Here is a 23,874-nt window from a genome sequence, read left to right as displayed (position 1 = left end):
ATATGTTGTATAGAAGAATTAAATTACATACAAAAAACACAATATGTAGTAGGGAGAGATAATTGAATGTCGCTTTTGAGTGAATTATGCAAAGATGCTATTAATACAATTAAAGATAATGAGGGACTTTATACAGAAGATAAATTATTAGATGCTTTAAATCCAATTGTAAGAAAAGATATGAATAAAAGAGAAATAAGAAATTCATTGATACAAGTAGCGCTGGAATTAACTACAGATATGGAGCCTAATTGGCAATATGTAGCAGCTAGGGCGTATACATATGAACTTTATAATAGAGTTAGAAGTTCTAGAAATTTAGAGGATGATAAGAATTTATACCAGGATTATTACGAATTTATTGAATCTCTAACTGAAAGAGGTCTTTATGGAGAATATATTTTAAAGAATTACTCAAGAGAAGATATTTTAGAACTGGAGAAGGATATAAAGCCGGAAAGGGATTTTCTATTTAATTATAGTGGAATCAATCTTTTAGCAAGTAGATATTTAGTTCAAGATTATAATAGAAGCCCTATAGAGCTTCCTCAGCAAATGTTTATGGGAATAGCTATGCATCTTGCAATTCCAGAGAAAGAGGAAAATAGAGTATATTGGGCAAAGAGATTCTATGATGTACTTAGTTCGTTAAAAGCCACTATGGCAACTCCAACAATGTCTAATGCACGAAAGCCATTTTATCAATTAAGTTCATGCTTTATAGATTCAGTGGAAGATAGTTTAGAGGGAATCTATAAATCCCTTGATAATTTCGCTAAAGTATCTAAATTTGGTGGTGGAATGGGTATATATATGGGAAAAATTAGAGCATTAGGTTCACCAATCAGAGGATTTAAAGGAGCATCTGGAGGGGTAATACCGTGGGTTAAATTATTTAATGATACAGCAATAGCTGTAGATCAGTTAGGTGTGAGAAATGGCTCGGTGGCAATATGGTTAGATGCATGGCATAAGGATATTCCTGAGTTTCTTCAAATAAGGACTAATAATGGGGATGATAGGAAAAAGGCACATGACGTATTTCCAGGTATATGCTATCCAGATCTATTTTGGAGGCTTGCTGAAAATGATATAGATGCCAATTGGTATATGATGTGTCCACATGAGATTAAGAACATTAAAGGATATGCATTAGAAGACTTTTATGGAGAGCAATGGGAAGAAAAGTATTATGAATGTGTAAGCGATGAGCGAATAGAGAAAAGAGTAATGTCAGTAAAAGATTTAGTGAGATTAATCATAAAGAGTGCAGTTGAAACAGGAGCACCATTCGCATTTTATAGAGATATGACAAATAAAATGAATCCTAATAAGCATAACGGAATGATATATTCATCAAATTTATGTACTGAAATTATGCAGAATATGAGTCCGATGAAGATACAAAAAAGTCAAATTCTTAGTGATAAAGATGAATATGCTGTGGTTGAAAAAATAATACCAGGAGATTTTGTTGTATGTAATCTTTCATCAGTAGTACTTGGAAATATAGATGTATGTAATGATGAAGAAGTAGAATATGTTGTTGAAACTCAGATTAGAGCAATGGATAATGTAATTGACTTAAACTATTATTCAGTTCCTTTTGCTGAGATTACGAACAAAAAGTATAGGGCAATAGGTCTTGGAACTAGTGGATATCATCATATGCTTGTTAACAATAAGATACATTGGACGGAAGAAGAACATAAAAGTTTTGTGGATAAAATTTATGAGAAGATAAACTACTATGCTATAAAAGCCAGTATGAACATATCAAAAGAAAAGGGATTCTATGAATTGTTTAAGGGATCTGATTGGGATACTGGAGAGTATTTCAGATTAAGAAACTACAATAGCGCTAAATGGAATGAACTAAAGGAGCTAGTTCATGAATTTGGAACTAGAAATGGATATTTAATTGCAGTAGCACCAAATGGCTCGACGGCAACAATTGCAGGAACAACAGAAGGAATTGATCCTATTATGGCAAGATTCTATTTAGAAGAAAAAAAGGGAAGTATAATTCCTAAGACTGCACCAAATCTTTCAGAAGATAATTATTGGTATTATAATTCGGCTTATAATATAGAACAAATGTGGTGTGTTAAAATGAATGGAATACGTCAAAGGCATATAGATCAAGGTCAATCCTTTAATCTTTATATAACGAGTAGCTATACAATGAGGCAAATAATGAACTTATATATAGAGGCATGTAAATGTGGTGTTAAATCTATATATTATGTCAGATCAAAATCATTAGAAGTGACAGAATGTGAAACTTGTTCAGCGTAAGTGTACTTTATAATCTATGTATCAATACTTAGTATTAGGGGTTATACATAGTGAGATTGATAAACGAGAACTCAAATTAATTTAGTTCTTTGATACTACTTGGTTATTTGAACTTATGAAAAATAAAATATATGAATAATTATGATATATTTAGATATAAAATTTTTAGAATTAATTGCTATATAACTAACACATGTTAGCTATATAATGCTTAGAGAATAGGAGTGCAGATATGACTATAAATAAAAAACCTCTTTTTAATGAGTTGGGAGATAGAGAAATCAGTAAAAAGAGAATTATAAACGGTAATACTACAAATTTAAATGATTTTAATAATATGAAATATAGCTGGGTTTCAGACTGGTATAGGCAAGGAATGAATAATTTCTGGATACCGGAGGAAGTAAATCTTTCACAAGATTTAAAGGATTATCAAAACCTATTAGAAGAAGAAAGAATTGCATATGATAAGATATTGTCATTCTTAATATTTCTAGATTCTATACAAACAGCAAACTTAAGTAATATAAATAATTATATTACAGCAAGTGAGATAAATCTGTGTTTAACAATTCAAAGTTTTCAAGAAGCAGTACATTCGCAAAGCTATAGCTACATGCTTGATAGCATATGTTCTCCTGAAAAAAGGAATGAAATATTATATCAATGGAAAGATGATGATATACTCTTGAAAAGAAATAAATTCATAGGAGACTTATACAATGAATTTATAGAGAATCCAACGGAATACAATTTATTAAGAACACTTATGGCTAATTACATATTAGAAGGTATATATTTTTATTCTGGATTTATGTTCTTCTATAACCTGGAGAGAAATGGTAAGATGCCAGGATCAGCACAAGAAATTAGGTATATAAATAGGGATGAAAATACTCATCTGTGGCTTTTTAGAAATATTATAAAAGAGCTACAAAATGAAAATCCGGAGCTATTTACTGAAGAAGTAAAAAATGAATTAAGAAATATGATGAAGATTGGTGTAGAACAAGAAATTTTATGGGGGCATTATGTTATAGGAGATAAGATACAAGGAATAAATAAGCAATTAATTGAAGATTATATAAAATATTTAGGAAATAAAAGATTGAGAGAAATAAATTTATCTCCATTATTCAAAGAGCAAGATAAGAACCCAGCTTCATGGGTAGATACTCTATCAAATGCAAATTCTGTTAAAACTGATTTCTTCGAAGCAAGATCTACTGCGTATGCAAAAGTGACAACTTTGATTGATGATTTATAAATAGATTTATAAAATATAAAAATAATAGGGAATAGATGGTAATAGATAAATGGAGAGATACTTTTTTTAGTAAAAATCATAAAAAACGATTAAATTTAAGTTAATTTTTTTGTGAATTATGTTATAATAGAAAAGGTTTATACTTAAAATAAAACTTGCAAATACACGAATTAATGTAAGAAATACTTACTTAATAAATGAAATTTACAATCAAGGAGGAGTTCCATATTATGAAAAAAGGTATTGCTGCTTCTAAAGGATATGCAATAGGAAAAGTATTTTTACAAGAGCATGAGGAAATCATTATAAATGACAGTAAAATTGCAGATATAGATGCAGAAAAAGCAAAAATGCAAAAAGCATTAGATGATTCTAAAGTACAATTAGAAGCTATTAAAGATAAGGCAGAAAAAGAAATGGGTGCAGAGAAGGCAGCTGTATTTGAAGCACACATTACATTATTAGATGACCCAGAATTTACTGGAGCAATGATGATGGAAATTGAAAATAATAGTATAAATGGATTAAAGGCTATTGAGAGTGTTGCAAATACTTTTGTTGCTATATTTGAATCTATGGATAATGAATATATGAGAGAAAGAGCTGCTGATATTAAAGATGTATCTAAGAGAATATTATCAAATTTTGCAGGTAAGGGCGGAGATTCTTTTGCAATTACTGAAGAAAATACAGTAGTTGTAGCTCATGATTTAACTCCATCTGATACAGCAGGATTAGATAGAACTAAGGTTGTTGGATTTATAACTAATATAGGTGGAAGAACTTCACATGCAGCTATAATGGCTAGAACTTTAGAAATTCCAGCAGTACTTGGATTAGGTGATATAACTACAGCTGTTAAAACAGGAGATGCAGTTATAGTTGATGGAATAACAGGAGATGTTATTATAAATCCATCAGAAGAAGTTTTAGCAGAATATAGAGAGAAAAAAGCAAGATTCCAAGCAGAACAAGAAGAATTAAAGAAATTAATAGATGTTAAAACAACTACTAAATCAGGTAGAAGAATAGAAGTTTGCGGAAACATTGGTAAACCAGAAGATGTACTAGGTGTTTTAGCAAATGGTGGAGACGGTGTTGGATTATTCAGAACAGAGTTTTTATACATGGATAGAGATAGTGCTCCAACAGAAGACGAACAATATGAATCATATAAATTTGTTCTTGAAAAAATGGAAGGTAAGCAAGTTGTTATAAGAACTTTAGATATCGGAGGAGATAAAACGCTTCCATATTTACCATTACCAGAAGAAATGAATCCATTCTTAGGATATAGAGCAATAAGACTTTGTTTAGATAGAAAAGATATATTTAAAGTTCAGTTAAGAGCATTGCTTAGAGCTTCTATATATGGAAATCTTGCAGTTATGTTCCCAATGATTTCTGGATTAGAAGAATTTGAGCAAGCAAGAGAAGTTGTTGAAGAATGTAAGGCAGAATTAAAAGCTGAAGGAAAAGAATACTCAGAAAAGATCCAATGGGGTATAATGGTTGAAATTCCAGCAGCAGCAGTTTATGCAGATGAATTAGCTAAACATGTTGATTTCTTCTCAATAGGAACTAATGACTTAATTCAATACACATTAGCAGCTGATAGAATGAGCGAAAAAGTTTCATATCTTTATAATCCAATGCATCCAGCAGTATTAAGATTAATAAAGATGACTATTGATGGAGCTCATAAACATGGTAAATGGGTTGGAATGTGTGGAGAAATGGCTGGAGATGAAGCAGCTATCCCAACATTAGTTGAATATGGATTAGATGAATTCTCAATGAGTGCTACATCAATCTTAAATGCTAAAAAGATAATGTTAGAACAAGAATAATATATCGTTTATATAATTAAGGCTATCTCAAAATTAATTGAGGTAGCTTTAATTTTTATATTTAATTATTATAATTGAGTGCGATATAATATATATTATGAATCGGTAAAACATATTGCATTAAAAATTACAAAGGGGAATTTTATGAATAAAAAGGTTAAAAGGGCTCATGATAAAGCTATGAGTTACTATGAGATGGGACAAATAGATAAAGCTTTAGAAATATGTGAAGATATATTACTAGAAGGTTTGGATAACCCAAATGTATTGAACTTTAAAGGGCTCTTATTATATCAAAAGGGTAATTTAGAAGAAGCAGTTACAGTATGGAAGATGAATAGTGATTTAAATAATGATGATATTGCAAAAAGTTACATAAATGATTCTATTTTAGATAGAAAGAGATTAGAGTTATATAGGCAGGGAGAACAAGCATTAAAGCAGTTAAAGGTTGATAAAGCATTAAATATATTTATGAGATGTGCGGAGAGTGATTTTAATGCTATTAAGGTGAATACTGGAATTGCTATGTGCTATCAAAGGAAAGGTGATTTCTACAGAGCAAGAGAATATGCAGAGAAAGTACTAAATATCGATAAGAATGCAATTACAGCAAAAAAAATCGAGAAAGAATTGAAAGGCAGTGGAACATTTATAGAGGAAAGAAACTCCTCAAAGGGGTTATTTGGAATAATAATTATGGTTATAGTGGCCGCTATTGTAGTGGGTGGATATACAGCTGTATCAAAATATAAGAGTTTAAATAATACTGTTGAAGAAACAACGAAAGATAAAAGCGATATTAATAAAGAAGCTGATACATATGAGGAAAAGGATAATAAAGAATCCACTCCAGAGACATTAAAGGAAGAAGTAAAAGAGGAACATGATAATATTAAATTTAATAAGGATAAGATGATAGCATTAATAAATAATAATGATTTAGATGGTATATATGAACAAATAAAGGATATTAAACAGGAATCTATAAGTAGTGATGATCAAGGAGTATATAAGCAAGCTATTGATTTAATAAAAGATCAAGGAGTTTCAAGATTTTATGAAAATGGATTAAAGAGTTTTAATGAAAATAAATATTCAGATGCTAAAGTTTTTTTAGATAAAGCGTATGCATACTGCGAAGGGAATAGTTTAAAAGAACATATATTATTTTATAGAGCCAGCAGCTCTTCAAAGCTATCTGACAACTCTGCAGCTGTAAAGCAATATGAGGAATATTATAGTCAGTATCCTAATGGTGTATATGTAGAAGAAGCACTCTATGATCTGGCATTATTAAACAGTTCTATAAATAAGGATAAGAGTAAGCAGTATGCAAGTATACTAATAAATAATTATCCAGATTCAATGTATGCTAATAATAATATGAAAAATATAATTAAGGAATAAGAAATAAGTTTCAAATTTAAAATTACTTATTCTTCTTAATTTAAAAGCAAATTACTGTCATATTAATATATCTATTAGGAAAAGATAATCACATAATCGGCATTTTATTATTAGATGTGATGATTTAGAGTATTTATTTAAAATAAAGGATAGGTGAGAATATGATTTCAATAATTAAAGGATGTAACGTGTATGCACCTAAACACCTTGGAATAAAAGATGTTGTGATAGTCGGGGGCAAAATAGAAGGGATATATGAAAATCTTAATATTAAAATTGCTCCGATAGATGTTGAGGTTATTGATGGAAGAAATAAATTACTTTTTCCAGGGTTTATAGACGGTCATGTTCACATTATAGGTGCTGGAGGCGAAGGTGGATATAACACAAGAACTCCTGAAATGTCATTATCTAGCTTGGTTAAGGCAGGAATAACCACGGTTGTAGGATGTATAGGAACAGATGGAACATGCAGAAGCATGAAATCATTGATAGCAAAGGTGAAAGCACTAAAACAAGATGGCATGTCTGCATACTGTTTTACTGGTTCATATGAGCTGCCTGTTAAGACTGTAACAGACTCAATTAAGAGCGATTTAATGTTGATTGAAGAAATAATCGGAATAGGGGAAATAGCTATTTCAGATCATAGAAGTTCTCAGCAAACCTTTGAAGTATTTGCAAATGCAGTAGCAGAAAGTAGAGTTGGAGGTCTTCTATCAAATAAATGTGGAATTGTTAATATACATTTAGGTGAAGGAAACAGGAAATTAAATTATTTATTTGAATTGCTAGATAAGACAGAAATTCCTGAGACTCAGTTATTGCCGACTCATATCAATAGAAACGGTAAGCTATTTAAGGAAGGTTTAGAGTATGTTAAAAGAGGTGGTTTCATTGATTTAACAACTAGCTGTGACCTAGAGAATTTAGGAGAAGGTGAACTTAGAGCTGGTGAAGGATTAAAAAAATACTTAGATGAAAAATTACCTATAGATCATATAACTTTCACTTCAGATGGAAATGGAAGCATGGAGAAATTTGATAAGGACGGAAAGTTAGAAGGATATGAAATTTGCTCAGTTTCAACATTATATAGGGAAATTAAATATGCAATTACTGAACAAAATGTGCCAATTGAAGACGCTATTAAAGTAGTAACATCGAACGTTGCAGCAATCATGAAATTAGCTAATAAGGGCGCAATTGAGTCAGGAAAAGATGCGGATTTATTGATAGTGGACGAAAAATCTTTAGATATAGAAATGGTTTTTGCAAATGGAAAGAAAATGATGGAGAATGGAGAAGTGATTGTAAAAGGATTTTTTGAAAAGTAATTGCAATAAGAGATGGGTTATATCATTTTTATTTGATATAACCCATTATTTTTAAATCAATATATAGAGGCTACACTTTTACTTTGAAAAAAGTGTGATGCCCTATAATTTTTTCGTTTACTTTTTGTGTTTCTTTCATCCAATGACATGTTGCGGTAGCCGGATTATAGAAAAATAAGGCATCATTTGTTGGATCAGCGCCCCTAATCGCATCGTATACTGCATTATAGCAATCTTGATCTGGATTAGCAGTTATTTTACCATTCTTAACGCATGAAAAGGCATTTTTTTGGAATATAACTTCTCTAATAGTATTTGGAAAATGAGGATCAATAGTACGATTTAATACTACAGAAGCTACAGCAACCTTTCCAGCATATGGTTCACCACCACTTTCAGCAGATACAAGTTTTGCCATTAGATCTATATCTTCACCCGTTATATATAATTGTTGAGTATCATGTTTGAAAACTTCTAAAACTTCGTTGTTTTTCTCATCAGACTGAGAATTGTTTATATTAGCACTTAAGTAGTTTACTTTCATTTTTGGATTTTCATAAGTAGTCTTAATTTCACCATGAGATCCAGCTAAATTAGATGCGAATGCTGGATTCATATTAATAACGGAAAGATATAGTATTAACGCAGTTACAAAAATACTATATGTCTTTTTCATAAAAAACCTCCTTCGGTATAATGCAACAAATAATATTATTGCCAAAGAAAGTAATTATATACACTATTTATTCGTATAATCATTTATAGGATTTTATAACGATATAAACTATAATTAATTAATAGTAATAAAAAATTACTATAAAAATAATTAAAAAGTAAGAAAATAATAATTCTCTTTATATCTAATATCATAGTATTTGTTGTATAATTTTATTGTGAGAGAAAAAGAGGTGAGAAGAAATTTGCAAGAACTTTTAACAATGTTAATAAAAAGCTTTTCTAATATATCGATATGGTCCATATTAGATATACTAGTAGTGTCCTATATATTTTATAAAGGATATATGTTAATAAAGGAAACAAGGGCAGAACAATTATTAAAGGGAATAGTATTAATTATAGCACTTATTCCAATCAGTTATTTATTAAAGTTAGATATGTTATATTTTATATTAAATAAGACATTAACCATCGGGGTATTATCTGTAGTTATAATTTTTCAACCGGAGATTAGAAGGGCTTTAGAACATTTGGGAAGAAGTGCTTTCGATGATCATTATCTTAATAATAGAGAAGATTTTAATACTATGATTAATGAAATTACAATTGCTGTACAAAACTTAGCGGAAAGCAAAACAGGAGCTCTAATTGTAATGGAGCAAAGTACAGGTTTAAATGAATTAATTGGTGCAGGAACAGTATTAGATGCCAAAATCACCTCGAATCTTTTGGAAAATATATTTGTTGTTAATACTCCTCTACATGATGGAGCAACAATAATAAGAAATAATAGAATTTTGGCATCTGGATGCGTTTTACCGCTTACTAGTAATAATTCTATAAATAAGAAATTAGGAACAAGGCATAGGGCAGCGATAGGTTTATCAGAAGTATCAGATGCGCTAGTTATAATCGTATCTGAAGAAACTGGTGTAGTATCGCTAGCGATCAATGGAAAAATTACAAGAGGTTATGATAAAGATAGATTAAAGCTTATACTAACGAAGGTAGTAGAAAATAGAAACCAGAAAAGAGTTAAAACGGCGGGAGAGAAGGTGAGGTCATGGATAAAAGTGAAAACGGAACGTTAATTGTTAAAATTATTTGTTTACTGTTATCAGTGGTTCTGTGGCTATATATCTCGAATGTTGAGAACCCACTTAGGACTTATGAATTAAAAGGAATACCAGTAGAATTAACTAATGAGGATTCCTTAGTAGATTCAAAATTCGCAATTGTAAATAAACAGCCATTTACGGTGGATTTAAAATTAGAGGGGCCATCAAGTGAAATATTAAAGGTGAAGAAAGAAGATTTTAAGATTGTAGCTGATATGTCGGCTTATGCACTTAAAGTAGGGGAAAATACAATACCAGTCCAAATAACGAGTTATCCTGAAAATATAACTATAAAGAATAATGGGATGTTAGGTATAAAAGTTAACCTAGAGGAATTGACTCAAAAGGAACTTACGATAAGCTCAAAAGTAAAAGTAACTTATAAAGAGAATATTTATGAAAAAGAGCAAAATATAAATCCTAAGACCGTAACAATAACAGGGGGGAAAAGTTCCGTAGATAAGGTTACTGAAGCTATTCTGACTGGCGAAGAAAAAGATGTAGATAAAAATAAGCAAGGTGATTATAATATACAATTTATAGACTCATTTGGAAATGCAGTTAGCAATATTGAATCTAATATAAAAACTGCAAAGCTATCAATTACGGTTACGAATGGGAAGACAGTGCCAGTTAATGTAAAGACTACGGGAAATGTACCTCAAGGATTTGTTTTAGATGGGTATGAATTAAGTAAAAATAATGTAACTGTATTAGGCGATAGTCAGGTTTTAAATAAGTTGGAGTCAATAGATACAGAGGCCGTGGACATGTCGTCATTGCAGCCTGATAGTGAAGTCGATGTCAAACTTAACTTGCCAGAAGGTATTTCGATAAGTGATGGAGAAGCATCAATTAAGGCTAAATTTAAATTAAAGAAGGAAGAGAATACAACTAAAAATATAGAATGTAATGTTCAGTACAAGAATTTAAGTGATATATTTTTGGTTACAAATCAAAGTTTAGTATCCAATGTAAAATTATCAGGTACACAAGAAGCATTAGATAAGATAAGTTCACAAAATATAAGTGTAATACTAGATTTAGCTAATGTAAAAGAAGAAGGTACTTTTGATTACACACCTCAGGCAACACTTGTTAATGCTAATAATGTAACAGTATCAGATGTTGGAACTGTTAGTGTAACAATAAAGAAAAAAGGATAATAATAAAATCACAGTATTAATTAATTTGTTAATACTGTGATTTTTTATGATATAATTTCTTTGAATTAGTTTGCAGTAAGGTAGGATGGGAAATAATAAATAAAATATGAAGTTTGATTGAATAGATATATAATTATAGATTGTTTGTTGAAAGGATATGGTGATAAGTCTGTGGCTATAAGAATAAATAATATAAATCTGAGTTTAGACGATGATTTAAATGTTTTAGAGAAAAAAATATGTAAAAAGCTTAATATGTCAAAAGAAGATATTAGCAGATTAGATATAATCAAGAGAAGTATAGATGCAAGAAAAAAGAATGATATAAAAGTAAGCTTTAGCGTTAATGTATTTTGTAAAAAGGAGAAAATGTTACTATCAAGAATACATGATAAGGATATAAGTTTTGAAGAAATTAGAGAAATTGAGTCAATAAAAAGTGGTACCGAAGAAATTAAAGCAAGACCAGTAGTTGTAGGATTTGGGCCAGCAGGAATTTTTGCAGCATTAACATTAGCAAGGTATGGATATAAACCAATTGTGTATGAACGTGGGGAAGATGTAGATAAAAGAACTGAAACTGTGGAAAAGTTTTGGAAGGATGGACGTCTTAATTTAGAATCAAATGTTCAATTTGGAGAAGGAGGAGCAGGTGCATTTTCTGATGGAAAATTAACTACAAGAATTAAAGATCACAGGTGTTCATTTGTTCTTGATGAACTAATAAAGGCGGGGGCGCCAGCAGAAATTAAATATGAGAGCAAAGCTCATGTTGGAACAGATCTTTTAAAAGGTGTGGTTAAGAATATCAGAGAAGAAATAAAGAGACTTGGAGGAGAGGTTAACTTTAATTCTAAGTTAGAGAAAATAACATATAAAGATGGAAAGTTAGAGAGCATAGTTGTCAATGGAAAGAATATTACATGTGAGGCTTTAGTGCTAGCTATCGGACATAGTTCAAGAGATACATATGAAATGTTATATAGAGAAAATGTATCAATGGATGCAAAGGCATTTGCAATAGGGGTAAGGATTGAACATCCACAAGAATTAATAAATGTTAACCAATATGGCAACAATCATAATCATCCTAAATTACATGCGGCAGATTATAGACTTACATATCAAAGTGAAAAGCTAAAAAGAGGTGTATATTCATTTTGCATGTGCCCTGGTGGAGTAGTGGTTGCGGCAGCATCAGAAGAAGGAAGACTTGTGTCTAATGGTATGAGTTATCACGCAAGGGATTTAGATAATGCGAATTCAGCACTAGTGGTGACTGTCTCTCCAGAAGATTTTAAAGGAAGTTCACCCCTTAGAGGAATGGAATTTCAAAGGCATTATGAAAGTTTAGCATTTAAGCTAGGTGGTGGAAATTATAAAGCACCTGTTCAATTAGTAGGAGACTTCATGAAAGATAGAGTGTCAACTAAGTTGGGTGAGGTCATCCCGAGTTATACTGCAGGGTATGAATTCAGGGAATTAAAAGAATGTCTACCTGATTATGTTGTAGAGGCTCTTAAAGAAGGAATTATAAATTTTGATAAAAAGATAAAAGGGTATGCAAGAGAAGATGCAATTTTAACTGGAATAGAGACAAGAACATCAGCACCAGTTAGATTGAATAGAAATGCTTCACTTGAAAGTATAAATGTATGCGGACTTTATCCAACTGGAGAAGGAGCAGGATTTGCAGGTGGTATAATATCAGCGGCTGTTGACGGGATAAAGGTTGCCGAACATATAATTGAAAAATTCGATTTACCAAAATAAGATTATAAGTAACATGAATGGAATTAGTATAATCTTTTCAGAAGATGAGGAAGATATATTATATTACGTTCATGTTGTGAAATCTTATAAAAATGAATATATAAAATTAATAATATAATAAAAATAATATTCTGAAAATTCAACATTTCCAATATTTTTTTGTTACAATAAGGTATAAAGAAATATTCATAGCATTGATTGATATAAATTTAACAAACAATTAAATTAATTATATATAAAAGTTAAAAATTATTAAAGTAGAGGTGCAAAAAATGAGTAAAAACTTTGATGAGTTATTATCAAGATTAAAGGAAGTTCCAACAAAAAAAGTGGCTGTAGCCGTAGCACAAGATGAACCAGTATTAGAGGCTATAAAAGAAGCTACAGAAAATAACATCGCACAAGCAATATTGGTTGGTGATAAACAACAAATCCATGAAATCGCAAAGAAAATAAACTTGGACTTATCTGATTATGAAATAATGGATATTAAAGATCCAAAGAAAGCAACATTAGAAGCAGTAAAATTAGTTTCTAGTGGTCATGCAGATATGTTAATGAAAGGTCTAGTTGATACTGCAACATTCCTAAGAAGCGTATTAAACAAAGAGGTTGGTCTTAGAACAGGAAAATTAATGTCCCATGTAGCTGTGTTTGATGTGGAAGGTTGGGATAGACTATTATTTTTAACTGATGCAGCATTTAATACATATCCAGAATTTAAGGATAAAGTTGGAATGATAAATAATGCAGTTGTAGTTGCTCATGCATGTGGAATAGATGTTCCAAGAGTAGCACCTATATGCCCAGTTGAAGTTGTAAATACAAGTATGCAATCAACAGTTGATGCAGCATTGTTAGCTAAAATGAGTGACAGGGGGCAAATTAAAGGATGCGTAATTGATGGACCTTTTGCCTTAGATAATGCAATATCAGAAGAAGCAGCTCATCATAAAGGTGTTACAGGATCAGTAGCAGGTAAAGCTGATATATTATTATTACCAAATATAGAAGCAGCAAATGTAATGTATAAAACATTAACATATTTCTCTAAATCAAGAAATGGTGGACTTTTAGTAGGTACATCAGCACCAGTAATTTTAACTTCAAGAGCAGATTCATTCGAAACTAAAGTTAATTCAATTGCTCTTGCAGCATTAGTTGCAGCAAGAAATAAGTAATAAATCAATCCATAATAATTAATGCATAATTAATGGAGAGATTTATATGGAATTTGCAATGCACTATTAGATTCTATAATAATTTCTTCTGAAAATTATGCATTATGACTGTATAGAATGCATTAAATTTAAGGGGGATTCAGAATGTCATATAAGCTATTAATAATCAATCCAGGTTCAACATCAACAAAGATTGGTGTTTACGAAGGAGAAAAGGAACTATTTGAAGAAACTTTGAGACACACAAATGAAGAAATAAAGAGATATGATACAATATATGATCAATTTGAATTTAGAAAAGAAGTTATATTAAATGTTCTTAAAGAAAAGAATTCTGATATAAAGACTCTAAGTGCTATTGTTGGTAGAGGTGGAATGCTTAGACCAGTTGAAGGTGGAACATATGCAGTAAATGATGCAATGGTTGAAGATTTAAAAGTTGGAGTTCAAGGACCTCATGCTTCTAACCTTGGCGGAATAATTGCCAAGTCAATTGGAGATGAATTAAATATTCCATCATTTATAGTAGATCCAGTTGTTACAGATGAGTTAGCAGATGTAGCAAGACTATCTGGAGTACCAGAACTACCAAGAAAAAGTAAATTCCATGCTTTAAATCAAAAAGCGGTAGCTAAAAGATATGGAAAAGAAAGTGGACAAGGATATGAAAACCTAAATCTTGTAGTTGTACATATGGGTGGAGGCGTTTCAGTTGGTGCTCACAATCATGGGAAAGTTGTCGATGTAAATAATGCATTAGATGGAGATGGCCCATTCTCACCAGAAAGAGCTGGATCAGTTCCAATTGGTGATTTAGTTAAAATGTGTTTTAGTGGAAAATATAGTGAAGCAGAAGTATATGGCAAGGCTGTAGGAAAAGGTGGATTTGTTGGTTATCTAAACACAAATGATGTAAAAGGTGTTATTGATAAGATGGAAGAAGGAGATAAAGAATGTGAATCAATATACAAAGCATTTGTTTATCAAATTTCAAAAGCAATCGGAGAAATGTCAGTTGTATTAGAAGGTAAAGTTGATCAAATTATTTTTACCGGAGGAATTGCATACTCACCAACACTTGTTCCAGACCTTAAAGCAAAAGTTGAATGGATAGCCCCAGTTACAGTTTATCCTGGAGAAGATGAATTACTTGCTCTAGCTCAAGGTGCTATAAGAGTACTTGATGGAGAAGAACAAGCTAAGGTTTACTAGACGTAAAGATGCACCTAGAGATATTTTCTAGGTGTATTTTTTTACATAAAATTCGCATATATATATCGCTAAACTGTGGCCAAATGATATAATAAAATAATCGTAATGATATTTAGTAAAGAATAAGTTTAATTGGGGTATGATATGGATAGATTTAATTGTATTTTGAATGACACAGAATATATATATTATTTAAAAAGAAATAAAAAGTTTGAAAAAGATAGAAAATTTTGCAAGCATAATTTAAAACACTTTTTAGATGTAGCACGAATAGCACAATTAATAAATCTCGAAGAAAGTCTAGGATTTAACAAAGAAATTATATATACTACTGCAATTCTCCATGATATAGGAAAGTCGCTTCAGTATGAAAATGGAACACCTCATGAAATATCATCATGGGAGATTTCAAAAGAAATTTTACATAATTACAGATATAATGAGGAAGAAATTGAAATTATAAAACAAGGAATACTAGGACACAGAGATAAAAAGAGTGAAAACTTTGCACAGCTCATGTATAGAGCAGATAAACTCTCACGGCTATGCATTAGCTGTAAGTCTATTGATGAATGTAATTGGGGAGATGAAAAGAAAAATTTTAAAATATATTATTAAAAGGAGCTATAAATCAATGAAAATAGGAAGTAAGGAATTTAATATAGGGGAAAGAACATATATTATGGGAATATTAAATTTTACGCCAGATTCTTTCTCAGATGGAGGAAAATTTAATGACATTGATGTTGCTGTAAAACATGTGAAAGAAATGATAGATAACGGAGCTGACATAATAGATGTAGGAGGGGAATCTACAAGACCGGGATATGAGATAGTAAGTGAAGAAGAAGAAATTTCAAGAGTTGTACCTATAATAAAAGCTATAAAAGAAAATTTTGATATACCAGTATCAATAGATACATACAAAGCTAAAGTTGCAGAGCAAGCAATAGAAGCTGGTGCGAACCTTATTAATGATATATGGGGATTTAAAAAAGATAACGATATGGCAAAAGTTGCGGCAAAATATAATGTACCTTGTTGTCTAATGCATAATAGAGATAATACAGAGTATAAAAATTTAATGGAAGATATATTAAATGATTTGAAAGAATGTATTAATATTGCTAAGGATGCTGGAGTAAAAGATGAAAATATAATACTAGATCCAGGTATAGGTTTCGGAAAGACCTATGAAGAAAATTTAGAAGCTATGAATAACTTAGAAAGAATCAAAGAGTTGGGATATCCGATATTGCTTGGCACTTCCAGAAAGTCTATGATAGGATTAGCTCTTAATTTGCCTGTAGAGGAAAGAATAGAGGGGACAGTTGCAACAACGGTTATTGGAATAATGAAAGATGCTTGTGATTTTGTAAGAGTTCATGATGTGCTTGAAAATTCAAGAGCAGCAAAGATGACTGATATAATCGTAAGAAGATAGGATGGATGAGTTTTGGATAAGATGTATATAAGAGAATTAGAGTTATTTGGCTTTCATGGAGTTTTCGAAGAGGAAAAAAGATTAGGTCAAAAGTTCATTTTATCTTTTGAGCTAGATATAGATCTAAAATTAGCAGGAAAAACTGGAGATTTAACTAAAACAGTTCATTATGGTGAATTGTGTGAAAAAATAGAAGATGAATTTAAAAGAAAGAACTATGAGCTTATAGAAACAGCAACTTTAAATTTAGCTGATTTTATTCTTAATGAATATAAGATAATAGAAGGTGTTAAGGTGTTCCTAAAAAAGCCTTGGGCCCCTATAAAAAAACATTTAGATACTGTAGAAATAATGATTGAAAGAAGAAGGCACAAAGCATATATAAGTTTAGGATCTAATATTGGGAATAAAGAACAATATTTAGAGGACGCAATAAATAAAATATCTGCAGAAAAAAATATTGAAATAATAAGAAAGTCATCGTTTATTAAAACAAAACCATGGGGATACTTAGAACAGGAAGATTTTTTAAATGGTGTTGTGGAAATAGAAACTATATTAGAAGCAGAAGAACTTATGGATGTACTACTTGGAATCGAAGCAAATCTAGATAGAAAGAGGACTATAAAATGGGGACCTAGAACTATTGATCTGGATATTATTATATATGATTCAGTGGTTTCTTCAAATGAAAAGGTGATTCTTCCACATCCAAGAATGCATGAGAGAGAATTTGTATTAAAACCATTAAGTGAAATAGCACCATATCTTATGCATCCTGTGCTCAATAAGAGAGTATTCACTCTTTTAGAGGAGTTAGAGAAAAAGGACAATTAAAAACATGAAACAGCTTATTATAAGGTAGGGGTAATTTTATGAGAAGTTCACTAAAGTTTACTAACAAATTAAATATGTTATCTGAAATGGAATGTGAATCAAAGTTTCAAATATTGGAATATGAGAATTTAGACGGAGCGACTGATGTTCAAACTGCTTTTGGACTTAACATAATGAAAAAGAGTGGTATAAAATTAAAACAAGTGAGAATATTGCTAGAAGATAGTTCGGTAACACTTGAACCAGGTTCTTTGAGCTATATGAAAGGGAAGATTCAAATAACAAATAAATCAGGTGGGTTGTTGGGACTTGGCAAAAAGATAATATCAAGTAAATTAATAGGAGAAAGTATATTTAGGCCTACTTATAGTGGGACTGGAGAAATATTTTTAGAGCCTTCTTTTGGTCATTTTGCATTAATAGAACTAGAGGATGATGAAATAGTTGTGGGAGATAATATGTTTTATGCATGTGAAGAAGGTATAGAAATTGATGCAACAATGCAAAAAAATGTATCGTCAGCTTTTCTAGGGAATGAGGGACTGTATCAAACTAGGATAGAAGGTAGCGGAATAGTTGTTCTTAAGGTTCCAGTTCCAGAAAGTGAAATATTTAAATGTATATTAATTAACGATACTTTAAAGGTAGATGGAAACTTTGCTATCTTAAGGACAGGAAACATTGAATTCTCAGTGGAGAAATCATCTAAATCAATTATAGGAACTGCAGTTAGTGGAGAAGGTATGGTCAATGTATATAGAGGTACTGGAGAAGTTTGGCTAGTACCTACAAAAAGTATATACAAGGATTTAAATATTAAGGGATTGGACGCGATAAGTGGCATAAATCCAGAAAGTAATGTTGAAGATCTATAATTAGAATATTATAAATTTAATTAAAGAAGAAGTGTATTATAAATTTTATTTTATAATAAGCTTCTTCTTTGTTTTATGAATTTTATGTAATTCATATTAATATATGCTTTCGTATATTAAAGTTGTAAAGTAAGCTTTAGATGGTTATAATTAAAGAGAAAATAAGTATTACAAGAGGTGATAAAGTGGGTTCTTTAGAGTCAAAGCTAAAAAGTAAAGAATTAGATTTATTTTTTAAATCAATTTTAGAACTTAAAAATATAGATGAATGTTATAAATTCTTTGAAGATGTAGCGACAATAAATGAAGTTAAATCATTAGCACAAAGATTACATGTAGCAAAGCTGCTTAAATGTAAAAAGACTTATTCAGAAATAGCTGAAATAACTGGAGCTAGCACTGCAACAATTAGTAGAGTTAATAGATGTTTGAATTATGGCAGTGATGGATATAATTTAGTTTTAGAAAGATTAAAAGATGAAAATATAGACTAAATAGATGCTGATTCTAAAAATATTATTCTTATGTGTAATTGATTGTAAAATAGTAATATTATAACAGAAAGAGAAGATTGTAAATACGTGTTAAAAATATTATACTATTTAAGGTAGGCACTGAAGAAATTGCAAATAATATTATCCATTGTAAGTGATTAAGTATATTATAGTAATTGAGTGACTATAACAGAATGAAAAAGTGAGGTAAAATTATGGGTAGAATGTTTGGAACTGATGGAGTTAGAGGAGTTGCAAATACAGAATTAACAGCAAGAATTGCGTATGATCTTGGAAGAGCAGGAGCATATGTATTAACAGAAGGAGCTCATAAGCCTAAAATATTAGTGGCAAAAGATACAAGAATATCAGGAGATATGTTAGAATCAGCATTAATAGCAGGAATATTATCAGTTGGAGCTGAAGCAATAGTGCTTGGAGTAGTACCTACACCAGCTGTTGCATACTTAACAAGGAAATATGGAGCAGATGCGGGTGTTATGATTTCTGCATCACATAATCCAGTAGAATATAATGGGATTAAGTTCTTTAACGATAAAGGATACAAGCTTTCGGATGAATTGGAAGATGAGATTCAAAGAGTCATTGAAAGTGATTTTGAAGGAGTTCCAAGTCCAACAGGCACAGATTTGGGCAGAGAGACAATTGAAGTGTCAGCATTAGATGATTATATAGAATTTGCTAAAAACACTATACCTTATAGCTTGAAGGGATTAAAGATAGCATTAGATTGTGCCAATGGAGCTGCATATAAATCATCAGTAAAAGCGTTTAGAGAACTAGGCGCTGATGTATTTGTAATTAATGACAATCCAGACGGAACAAACATAAATGAAAATTGTGGATCTACGCATCCAGAAGAATTAATGGAATATGTAATTAAAAAGAAATGCGATTTAGGTTTTGCCTTTGATGGAGATGCAGATAGATGTTTAGCTGTTGATGAAAAAGGTAATTTAATAAATGGTGATTTTATACTAATGTTATGTGCAAAATATTTAAAGGAACTTGGTAAGTTAAAAGATGATACATTAGTTGTAACTGTAATGAGCAATCTTGGATTAGATATTGCATGCAAAAATGAAAAAATAAACATTGTTAAGACTGCTGTTGGAGATAGATATGTTTTAGAAGAAATGGTTAAAAACAAATATGTCTTAGGTGGAGAACAATCAGGTCATGTTATATTCTTAGATTATAATTCGACTGGAGATGGATTAGTAACAGCGCTTCAAATTGCAGGGATAGTTAAGAAAAAGGAAAAAGCATTATCTGAATTATGTTCAATAATGAAGGAATTACCACAAGTTTTAGCTAATGCAACAATACCAAACGATAAAAAAGATTTATATTTGACAGATGATGAAATACAAAACGAAATAAGAAAAATAGAAGAAGCTTTAAATGGTGTTGGAAGAGTACTTATAAGACCATCTGGAACTGAACCGCTAGTAAGAGTAATGCTTGAAGGAGAAAATCAAGCTGAGATAGATGAAATGGCTCATAATTTAGCAAACTTAATCGAGAAGAAATATAATTAATTAAATAAAGTATATATAATTTTGTTAAGAGGAACTCTATTAAATGAGTTCCTTTTTTATTTATTTACCCAAAATAGATAAAACTAATTTAAAATTGCTATAAGTTTATAAAGTTGCTTGAAAGTTTGTCTTTTTACATATAATTTTTTATGAATAACAAATGAACAATAAGGGGATAAATAGATTAATACATAAAATAATAATACGTTGATAAAGGAGGCATTTATATGGACAAAGAACCTTATAATGAATATCTAGTAGTGATGCCAACCGGTAATTGCAAGGGATTTAATGATATAGAAGGAGTAAAAGCATATATTAATATGTATTATGAATTGCGTCTTGATGATGTTTTTCATAAGGATGGTTATAATGATGCTACTGAAATAGGTGGAGATGAATATAGGTACAACGTATTTACACAGTTAGGTGCCGAAGAGGGAGCGAAATGCGAAATATATAAAACAGCGTCATTCATTGAAGAAATTAATAAAGAGTTAGTTTTTGAAGATGAGAAGGAAGAGATAATTTCAAAGTTATGTGAAGCAAAAATAAATTTTAACATATATGATTATAGTTTAGATACAGTTTTAGCAAACATTCAAGAAGTTGAATATATGGATGATTATGGAACAAATGTTAGCAGGATGTAGTACTCCAAATTAAAAAAACAATAAAAGTGAGCTTATTTAAATTGTTAATTTAAGCTACTATAAAGATTAATATAATTAAATTAAGTCTTAGTGTATTGATATATAGTTAAAAAAGTGCATAAAAAAATGATAAATAGTTAATTTTCATATATTGTAAATATATAAAAAAATGATAATGAAAAATATATAATTAAAATGTTGACAACAATAAAAACCGAGAGTACAATTTAGTCTAACAGGAAAATCAAATAGGTCCTTAAGCTATAAAATGCTGAGATGGAGAAAATTATTTAGTAGATAAGTTGCAGAGAGTCGATGGCTGGTGAGAATCGATACTTTAGCTCTATAATTATCACTCCTGAGCAGAATCCAGAAAGAGGAACAACGTTTCTTGAGTAAAAGATATCCGGTGTGCATCCGTTATATGCAAGGGTTTGTTAGAACCTAGTGATATTATGTAAGGCGGAATATTATCCCACTTCTTATGATTTATATCATTAAGGGTGGATTTTTTTAACCATTTTTAAGGGGGGAAGGCAATGGAGAAGCATGTATTATCTGTCTTAGTAAAGAATTCATCTGGTGTTTTGAGTAGAGTCAGTGGATTGTTTTCAAGAAGAGGATACAATATCGATAGTTTAACTGTTGGTAGAACTGAAGATCCTTCAATTTCGAGAATGACAATTACACTTATGGGAGACGAGAATGTATTAGAACAGGTTAAGAAGCAGCTAAATAAATTAGAAGATGTTATAAGGGTTATAAACTTTAAAGCTGATGACTCTGTTTATAGGGAATTGGTGCTAATTAAGGTAAAGGCAAGTGCAGAAAACAGAGCCGCAATAAATGAAACTGTAAATATTTTTAGAAGCAAGATAATTGACCTGTCTACAGACACTTTAACGATAGAATTAACCGGGGATGAAAATAAAATATCAGCATTAATAAACCTGATGGAGGAGTATGGAATAGAAGAATTGGTTAGAACAGGTGTGACAGCACTACAAAGAGGGGAAAAAACTATAAGAAATTCCATTGAATCTTATTAATGTACATTAAATAAAGATAATCTAAAAGCAATAAGGCAATAAAATGAAAAGGGGGATAATCATATATGGCTCAGAATCAGGTGAAAATATTTGATTCTACTCTAAGAGATGGAGCCCAAGGTCAAGGAATTTCATTTTCATTAGAAGATAAAATTAAAATAGTAAAAGTTTTGGATGAGATGAAAGTTGATTACATTGAAGCTGGTAATCCAGGATCAAATCCAAAAGATATGGAATTCTTTAAAAGGCTTAAGGATGTGGAACTTAAGAACGCAAAGGTCGTAGCATTTGGATCTACACGAAGACCTAAAATTAACGTAGAAGATGATAAAAATCTAAAAGACTTACTGTCATCAGGGGCAGACACAATTGTGGTATTTGGGAAGTCATGGGACTTTCAAGTAACAGATATTATAAAAACTTCTTTAAGTGAAAATGTAAATATGATAAAAGACACAATTGAGTATTTGTGTGTTAAGGGGAAAGAAGTAATATTTGATGCAGAACATTTTTATGATGGATATAAAGCCAACAAAGAGTATGCGATGGCAACTTTAAAGGCAGCAGAAGAAGCAGGGGCAAAAGTAGTTGTACTATGTGACACTAACGGAGGGGCTTTACCTCAAGAGATATATAGCATAACTAAAACCATAAAAGAAACAGTGAAGGTTGAGCTTGGAATTCATAGTCATGACGATATGGGGATGGCAGTTGCAAATTCGATCATGGCAGTGGAGGCAGGAGCGAGTCAGATTCAAGGAACTTTTATTGGAATAGGAGAAAGATGCGGGAATGCTAATTTAAGCACAATAATACCTACATTAAAACTAAAGCTTGGATATAAAGTTTTAAATGATAACGAGCTAGTAAATCTAACAAAAACATCTAGGTATATTGCTGAAATTTGTAATATCACTTTATCAGATGAAGATCCATTTGTAGGAAATTCAGCGTTTGCTCATAAAGGCGGAATGCATATAGATGCAGTAACTAAATCACCAAAGTCATATGAACATATAGAGCCAGAATTGGTAGGGAATAAGAGGCGCTTTTTAGTATCTGAGGTAAGTGGCAAAAGTACAATTTTACAGGAAATACAAAAGATATTTCCTAATATATCTAAGGATGATAAATCAGTTCAAAAGATTACAGATAGATTGAAAGAACTAGAATATGATGGGTATCAGTTTGAAGGAGCAGAAGGAACAGTTGAATTAGTTATAAGAAAAATTATTGGAAAGTACAAACCGTTCTTTAAATTGAATCATTTTAAGATCATTGGTGAACAACCCTATGGATCAGAGGAGTTCTCATCAACAGCAGTAATAAACATTACAGTTGATGGACAAAATGAGATGACAGCAGCAGAAGGCGAAGGACCAGTGAATGCTTTAGATAAGGCTATTAGGAAAGCACTAGAAGTTTTTTATCCAGAATTAAAACAGGCAAGATTAGTGGATTATAAAGTTAGAGTTTTGGATTCAGAAAGTGCAACTGAGGCAAAGGTAAGAGTATTAATTGAATCAACAGATGGGATTGAAAGTTGGAGTACTGTTGGGGTATCTCGGGATGTAATTCAAGCTAGTTGGATAGCTCTAGTAGATTCAATAGAATATAAATTAATAAAAGATATTGAAAGAAAAGTAAAAGCATATTTTTAAGGGGGATTA

Annotated in this window: 20 protein-coding genes; 19 read left to right on the top strand and 1 reads right to left on the bottom strand. The window is 30.8% G+C overall.

Annotation, left to right across the window (positions count from 1 at the left end):
- Nucleotides 1-66: 66 nt before the first annotated feature.
- The 5 genes from L1S46_RS20505 (at nucleotide 67) to iadA (ending at nucleotide 8,162) form a co-directional block, all read left to right on the top strand.
- Nucleotides 67-2,298, top strand: a complete 2,232-nt coding sequence (locus L1S46_RS20505; protein WP_238900831.1) for a ribonucleoside-diphosphate reductase subunit alpha — start codon at nucleotides 67-69, stop codon at nucleotides 2,296-2,298.
- A 232-nt stretch (nucleotides 2,299-2,530) separates the two neighbouring features.
- Nucleotides 2,531-3,565, top strand: a complete 1,035-nt coding sequence (locus tag L1S46_RS20500) for a ribonucleotide-diphosphate reductase subunit beta (RefSeq protein WP_238900830.1) — start codon at nucleotides 2,531-2,533, stop codon at nucleotides 3,563-3,565.
- Between the two features lie 230 nt (nucleotides 3,566-3,795).
- Nucleotides 3,796-5,415 (top strand): phosphoenolpyruvate--protein phosphotransferase, encoded by a 1,620-nt coding sequence (gene ptsP / locus L1S46_RS20495; protein WP_238900829.1) that lies wholly within the window; start codon nucleotides 3,796-3,798, stop codon nucleotides 5,413-5,415.
- Between the two features lie 144 nt (nucleotides 5,416-5,559).
- On the top strand, nucleotides 5,560-6,825 hold the full coding sequence (locus L1S46_RS20490; protein ID WP_238900828.1) for a tetratricopeptide repeat protein: 1,266 nt from the start codon (nucleotides 5,560-5,562) through the stop codon (nucleotides 6,823-6,825).
- Nucleotides 6,826-6,986: 161 nt separating this feature from the next.
- Nucleotides 6,987-8,162, top strand: coding sequence for a beta-aspartyl-peptidase (gene iadA / locus L1S46_RS20485; RefSeq protein WP_238900827.1), 1,176 nt, complete (start codon nucleotides 6,987-6,989; stop codon nucleotides 8,160-8,162).
- A gap of 70 nt (nucleotides 8,163-8,232) precedes the next feature.
- Here iadA and L1S46_RS20480 read toward each other — a convergent pair whose 3' ends face one another.
- On the bottom strand, nucleotides 8,233-8,838 hold the full coding sequence (locus L1S46_RS20480) for a cell wall hydrolase (RefSeq protein ID WP_011967551.1): 606 nt from the start codon (nucleotides 8,836-8,838) through the stop codon (nucleotides 8,233-8,235).
- 244 nt (nucleotides 8,839-9,082) lie between these two features.
- Here L1S46_RS20480 and cdaA point away from each other — a divergent pair, with 244 nt between their 5' ends.
- The 14 genes from cdaA (at nucleotide 9,083) to cimA (ending at nucleotide 23,865) form a co-directional block, all read left to right on the top strand.
- Nucleotides 9,083-9,931 (top strand): diadenylate cyclase CdaA, encoded by an 849-nt coding sequence (gene cdaA / locus L1S46_RS20475; RefSeq protein ID WP_011967552.1) that lies wholly within the window; start codon nucleotides 9,083-9,085, stop codon nucleotides 9,929-9,931.
- Nucleotides 9,904-11,124 carry a CdaR family protein gene (locus L1S46_RS20470; protein WP_238900826.1) on the top strand — a complete coding sequence of 407 codons (1,221 nt, stop codon included), beginning with the start codon at nucleotides 9,904-9,906 and terminating at the stop codon, nucleotides 11,122-11,124. The genes cdaA and L1S46_RS20470 overlap by 28 nt, the downstream gene beginning before the upstream one ends.
- Before the next feature lie 171 nt (nucleotides 11,125-11,295).
- Nucleotides 11,296-12,897 (top strand): FAD-dependent protein, encoded by a 1,602-nt coding sequence (locus L1S46_RS20465; protein WP_011967554.1) that lies wholly within the window; start codon nucleotides 11,296-11,298, stop codon nucleotides 12,895-12,897.
- Nucleotides 12,898-13,160: 263 nt separating this feature from the next.
- Nucleotides 13,161-14,078 (top strand): phosphate butyryltransferase, encoded by a 918-nt coding sequence (gene ptb, locus L1S46_RS20460; RefSeq protein WP_257788281.1) that lies wholly within the window; start codon nucleotides 13,161-13,163, stop codon nucleotides 14,076-14,078.
- Between the two features lie 144 nt (nucleotides 14,079-14,222).
- On the top strand, nucleotides 14,223-15,290 hold the full coding sequence (gene buk, locus L1S46_RS20455) for a butyrate kinase (RefSeq protein WP_238900825.1): 1,068 nt from the start codon (nucleotides 14,223-14,225) through the stop codon (nucleotides 15,288-15,290).
- A gap of 144 nt (nucleotides 15,291-15,434) precedes the next feature.
- Entirely contained in the window at nucleotides 15,435-15,908 is a 474-nt protein-coding gene (locus L1S46_RS20450; protein WP_011967557.1) for an HD domain-containing protein, read from the top strand.
- Nucleotides 15,909-15,924: 16 nt separating this feature from the next.
- Nucleotides 15,925-16,734, top strand: a complete 810-nt coding sequence (gene folP, locus L1S46_RS20445; protein ID WP_238900824.1) for a dihydropteroate synthase — start codon at nucleotides 15,925-15,927, stop codon at nucleotides 16,732-16,734.
- Between the two features lie 12 nt (nucleotides 16,735-16,746).
- On the top strand, nucleotides 16,747-17,571 hold the full coding sequence (gene folK / locus L1S46_RS20440) for a 2-amino-4-hydroxy-6-hydroxymethyldihydropteridine diphosphokinase (protein ID WP_011967559.1): 825 nt from the start codon (nucleotides 16,747-16,749) through the stop codon (nucleotides 17,569-17,571).
- 38 nt (nucleotides 17,572-17,609) lie between these two features.
- The gene (locus L1S46_RS20435) at nucleotides 17,610-18,446 is read left to right on the top strand and encodes an AIM24 family protein (protein WP_011967560.1); all 837 of its coding nucleotides are present in this window, start codon (nucleotides 17,610-17,612) and stop codon (nucleotides 18,444-18,446) included.
- A gap of 185 nt (nucleotides 18,447-18,631) precedes the next feature.
- Complete coding sequence (locus L1S46_RS20430) at nucleotides 18,632-18,940, top strand: YerC/YecD family TrpR-related protein (protein ID WP_038458148.1); 309 nt, start codon at nucleotides 18,632-18,634, stop codon at nucleotides 18,938-18,940.
- Nucleotides 18,941-19,155: 215 nt separating this feature from the next.
- Nucleotides 19,156-20,502: a phosphoglucosamine mutase gene (gene glmM / locus L1S46_RS20425; RefSeq protein WP_011967562.1), complete on the top strand. Its 1,347-nt coding sequence runs from the start codon at nucleotides 19,156-19,158 to the stop codon at nucleotides 20,500-20,502.
- A gap of 227 nt (nucleotides 20,503-20,729) precedes the next feature.
- Entirely contained in the window at nucleotides 20,730-21,155 is a 426-nt protein-coding gene (locus L1S46_RS20420) for a hypothetical protein (RefSeq protein ID WP_011967563.1), read from the top strand.
- A 539-nt stretch (nucleotides 21,156-21,694) separates the two neighbouring features.
- Nucleotides 21,695-22,204, top strand: coding sequence for an acetolactate synthase small subunit (ilvN, locus tag L1S46_RS20415; protein ID WP_011967564.1), 510 nt, complete (start codon nucleotides 21,695-21,697; stop codon nucleotides 22,202-22,204).
- A 65-nt stretch (nucleotides 22,205-22,269) separates the two neighbouring features.
- Nucleotides 22,270-23,865: a citramalate synthase gene (cimA, locus tag L1S46_RS20410; protein WP_011967565.1), complete on the top strand. Its 1,596-nt coding sequence runs from the start codon at nucleotides 22,270-22,272 to the stop codon at nucleotides 23,863-23,865.
- The last annotated feature ends 9 nt before the right edge of the window (nucleotides 23,866-23,874 follow it).

It is taken from the genome of Clostridium sp. YIM B02500 (genome assembly GCF_022324665.1).
Classification (GTDB): Bacteria; Bacillota; Clostridia; order Clostridiales; family Clostridiaceae; genus Clostridium; species Clostridium beijerinckii.
This window is presented reverse-complemented; position numbering and strand designations above follow the sequence as displayed.

What these genes read in the sequence shown, in the direction of transcription:
- L1S46_RS20505 (WP_238900831.1), top strand. Translation starts at nt 67, where the DNA reads ATGTCGCTTTTGAGTGAATTATGCAAAGATGCTATTAATACAATTAAA.
- L1S46_RS20500 (WP_238900830.1), top strand. Translation starts at nt 2,531, where the DNA reads ATGACTATAAATAAAAAACCTCTTTTTAATGAGTTGGGAGATAGAGAA.
- ptsP (WP_238900829.1), top strand. Translation starts at nt 3,796, where the DNA reads ATGAAAAAAGGTATTGCTGCTTCTAAAGGATATGCAATAGGAAAAGTA.
- L1S46_RS20490 (WP_238900828.1), top strand. Translation starts at nt 5,560, where the DNA reads ATGAATAAAAAGGTTAAAAGGGCTCATGATAAAGCTATGAGTTACTAT.
- iadA (WP_238900827.1), top strand. Translation starts at nt 6,987, where the DNA reads ATGATTTCAATAATTAAAGGATGTAACGTGTATGCACCTAAACACCTT.
- L1S46_RS20480 (WP_011967551.1), bottom strand. Translation starts at nt 8,838, where the DNA reads ATGAAAAAGACATATAGTATTTTTGTAACTGCGTTAATACTATATCTT.
- L1S46_RS20470 (WP_238900826.1), top strand. Translation starts at nt 9,904, where the DNA reads ATGGATAAAAGTGAAAACGGAACGTTAATTGTTAAAATTATTTGTTTA.
- buk (WP_238900825.1), top strand. Translation starts at nt 14,223, where the DNA reads ATGTCATATAAGCTATTAATAATCAATCCAGGTTCAACATCAACAAAG.
- L1S46_RS20450 (WP_011967557.1), top strand. Translation starts at nt 15,435, where the DNA reads ATGGATAGATTTAATTGTATTTTGAATGACACAGAATATATATATTAT.
- folP (WP_238900824.1), top strand. Translation starts at nt 15,925, where the DNA reads ATGAAAATAGGAAGTAAGGAATTTAATATAGGGGAAAGAACATATATT.
- L1S46_RS20435 (WP_011967560.1), top strand. Translation starts at nt 17,610, where the DNA reads ATGAGAAGTTCACTAAAGTTTACTAACAAATTAAATATGTTATCTGAA.
- glmM (WP_011967562.1), top strand. Translation starts at nt 19,156, where the DNA reads ATGGGTAGAATGTTTGGAACTGATGGAGTTAGAGGAGTTGCAAATACA.
- L1S46_RS20420 (WP_011967563.1), top strand. Translation starts at nt 20,730, where the DNA reads ATGGACAAAGAACCTTATAATGAATATCTAGTAGTGATGCCAACCGGT.
- ilvN (WP_011967564.1), top strand. Translation starts at nt 21,695, where the DNA reads ATGGAGAAGCATGTATTATCTGTCTTAGTAAAGAATTCATCTGGTGTT.
- cimA (WP_011967565.1), top strand. Translation starts at nt 22,270, where the DNA reads ATGGCTCAGAATCAGGTGAAAATATTTGATTCTACTCTAAGAGATGGA.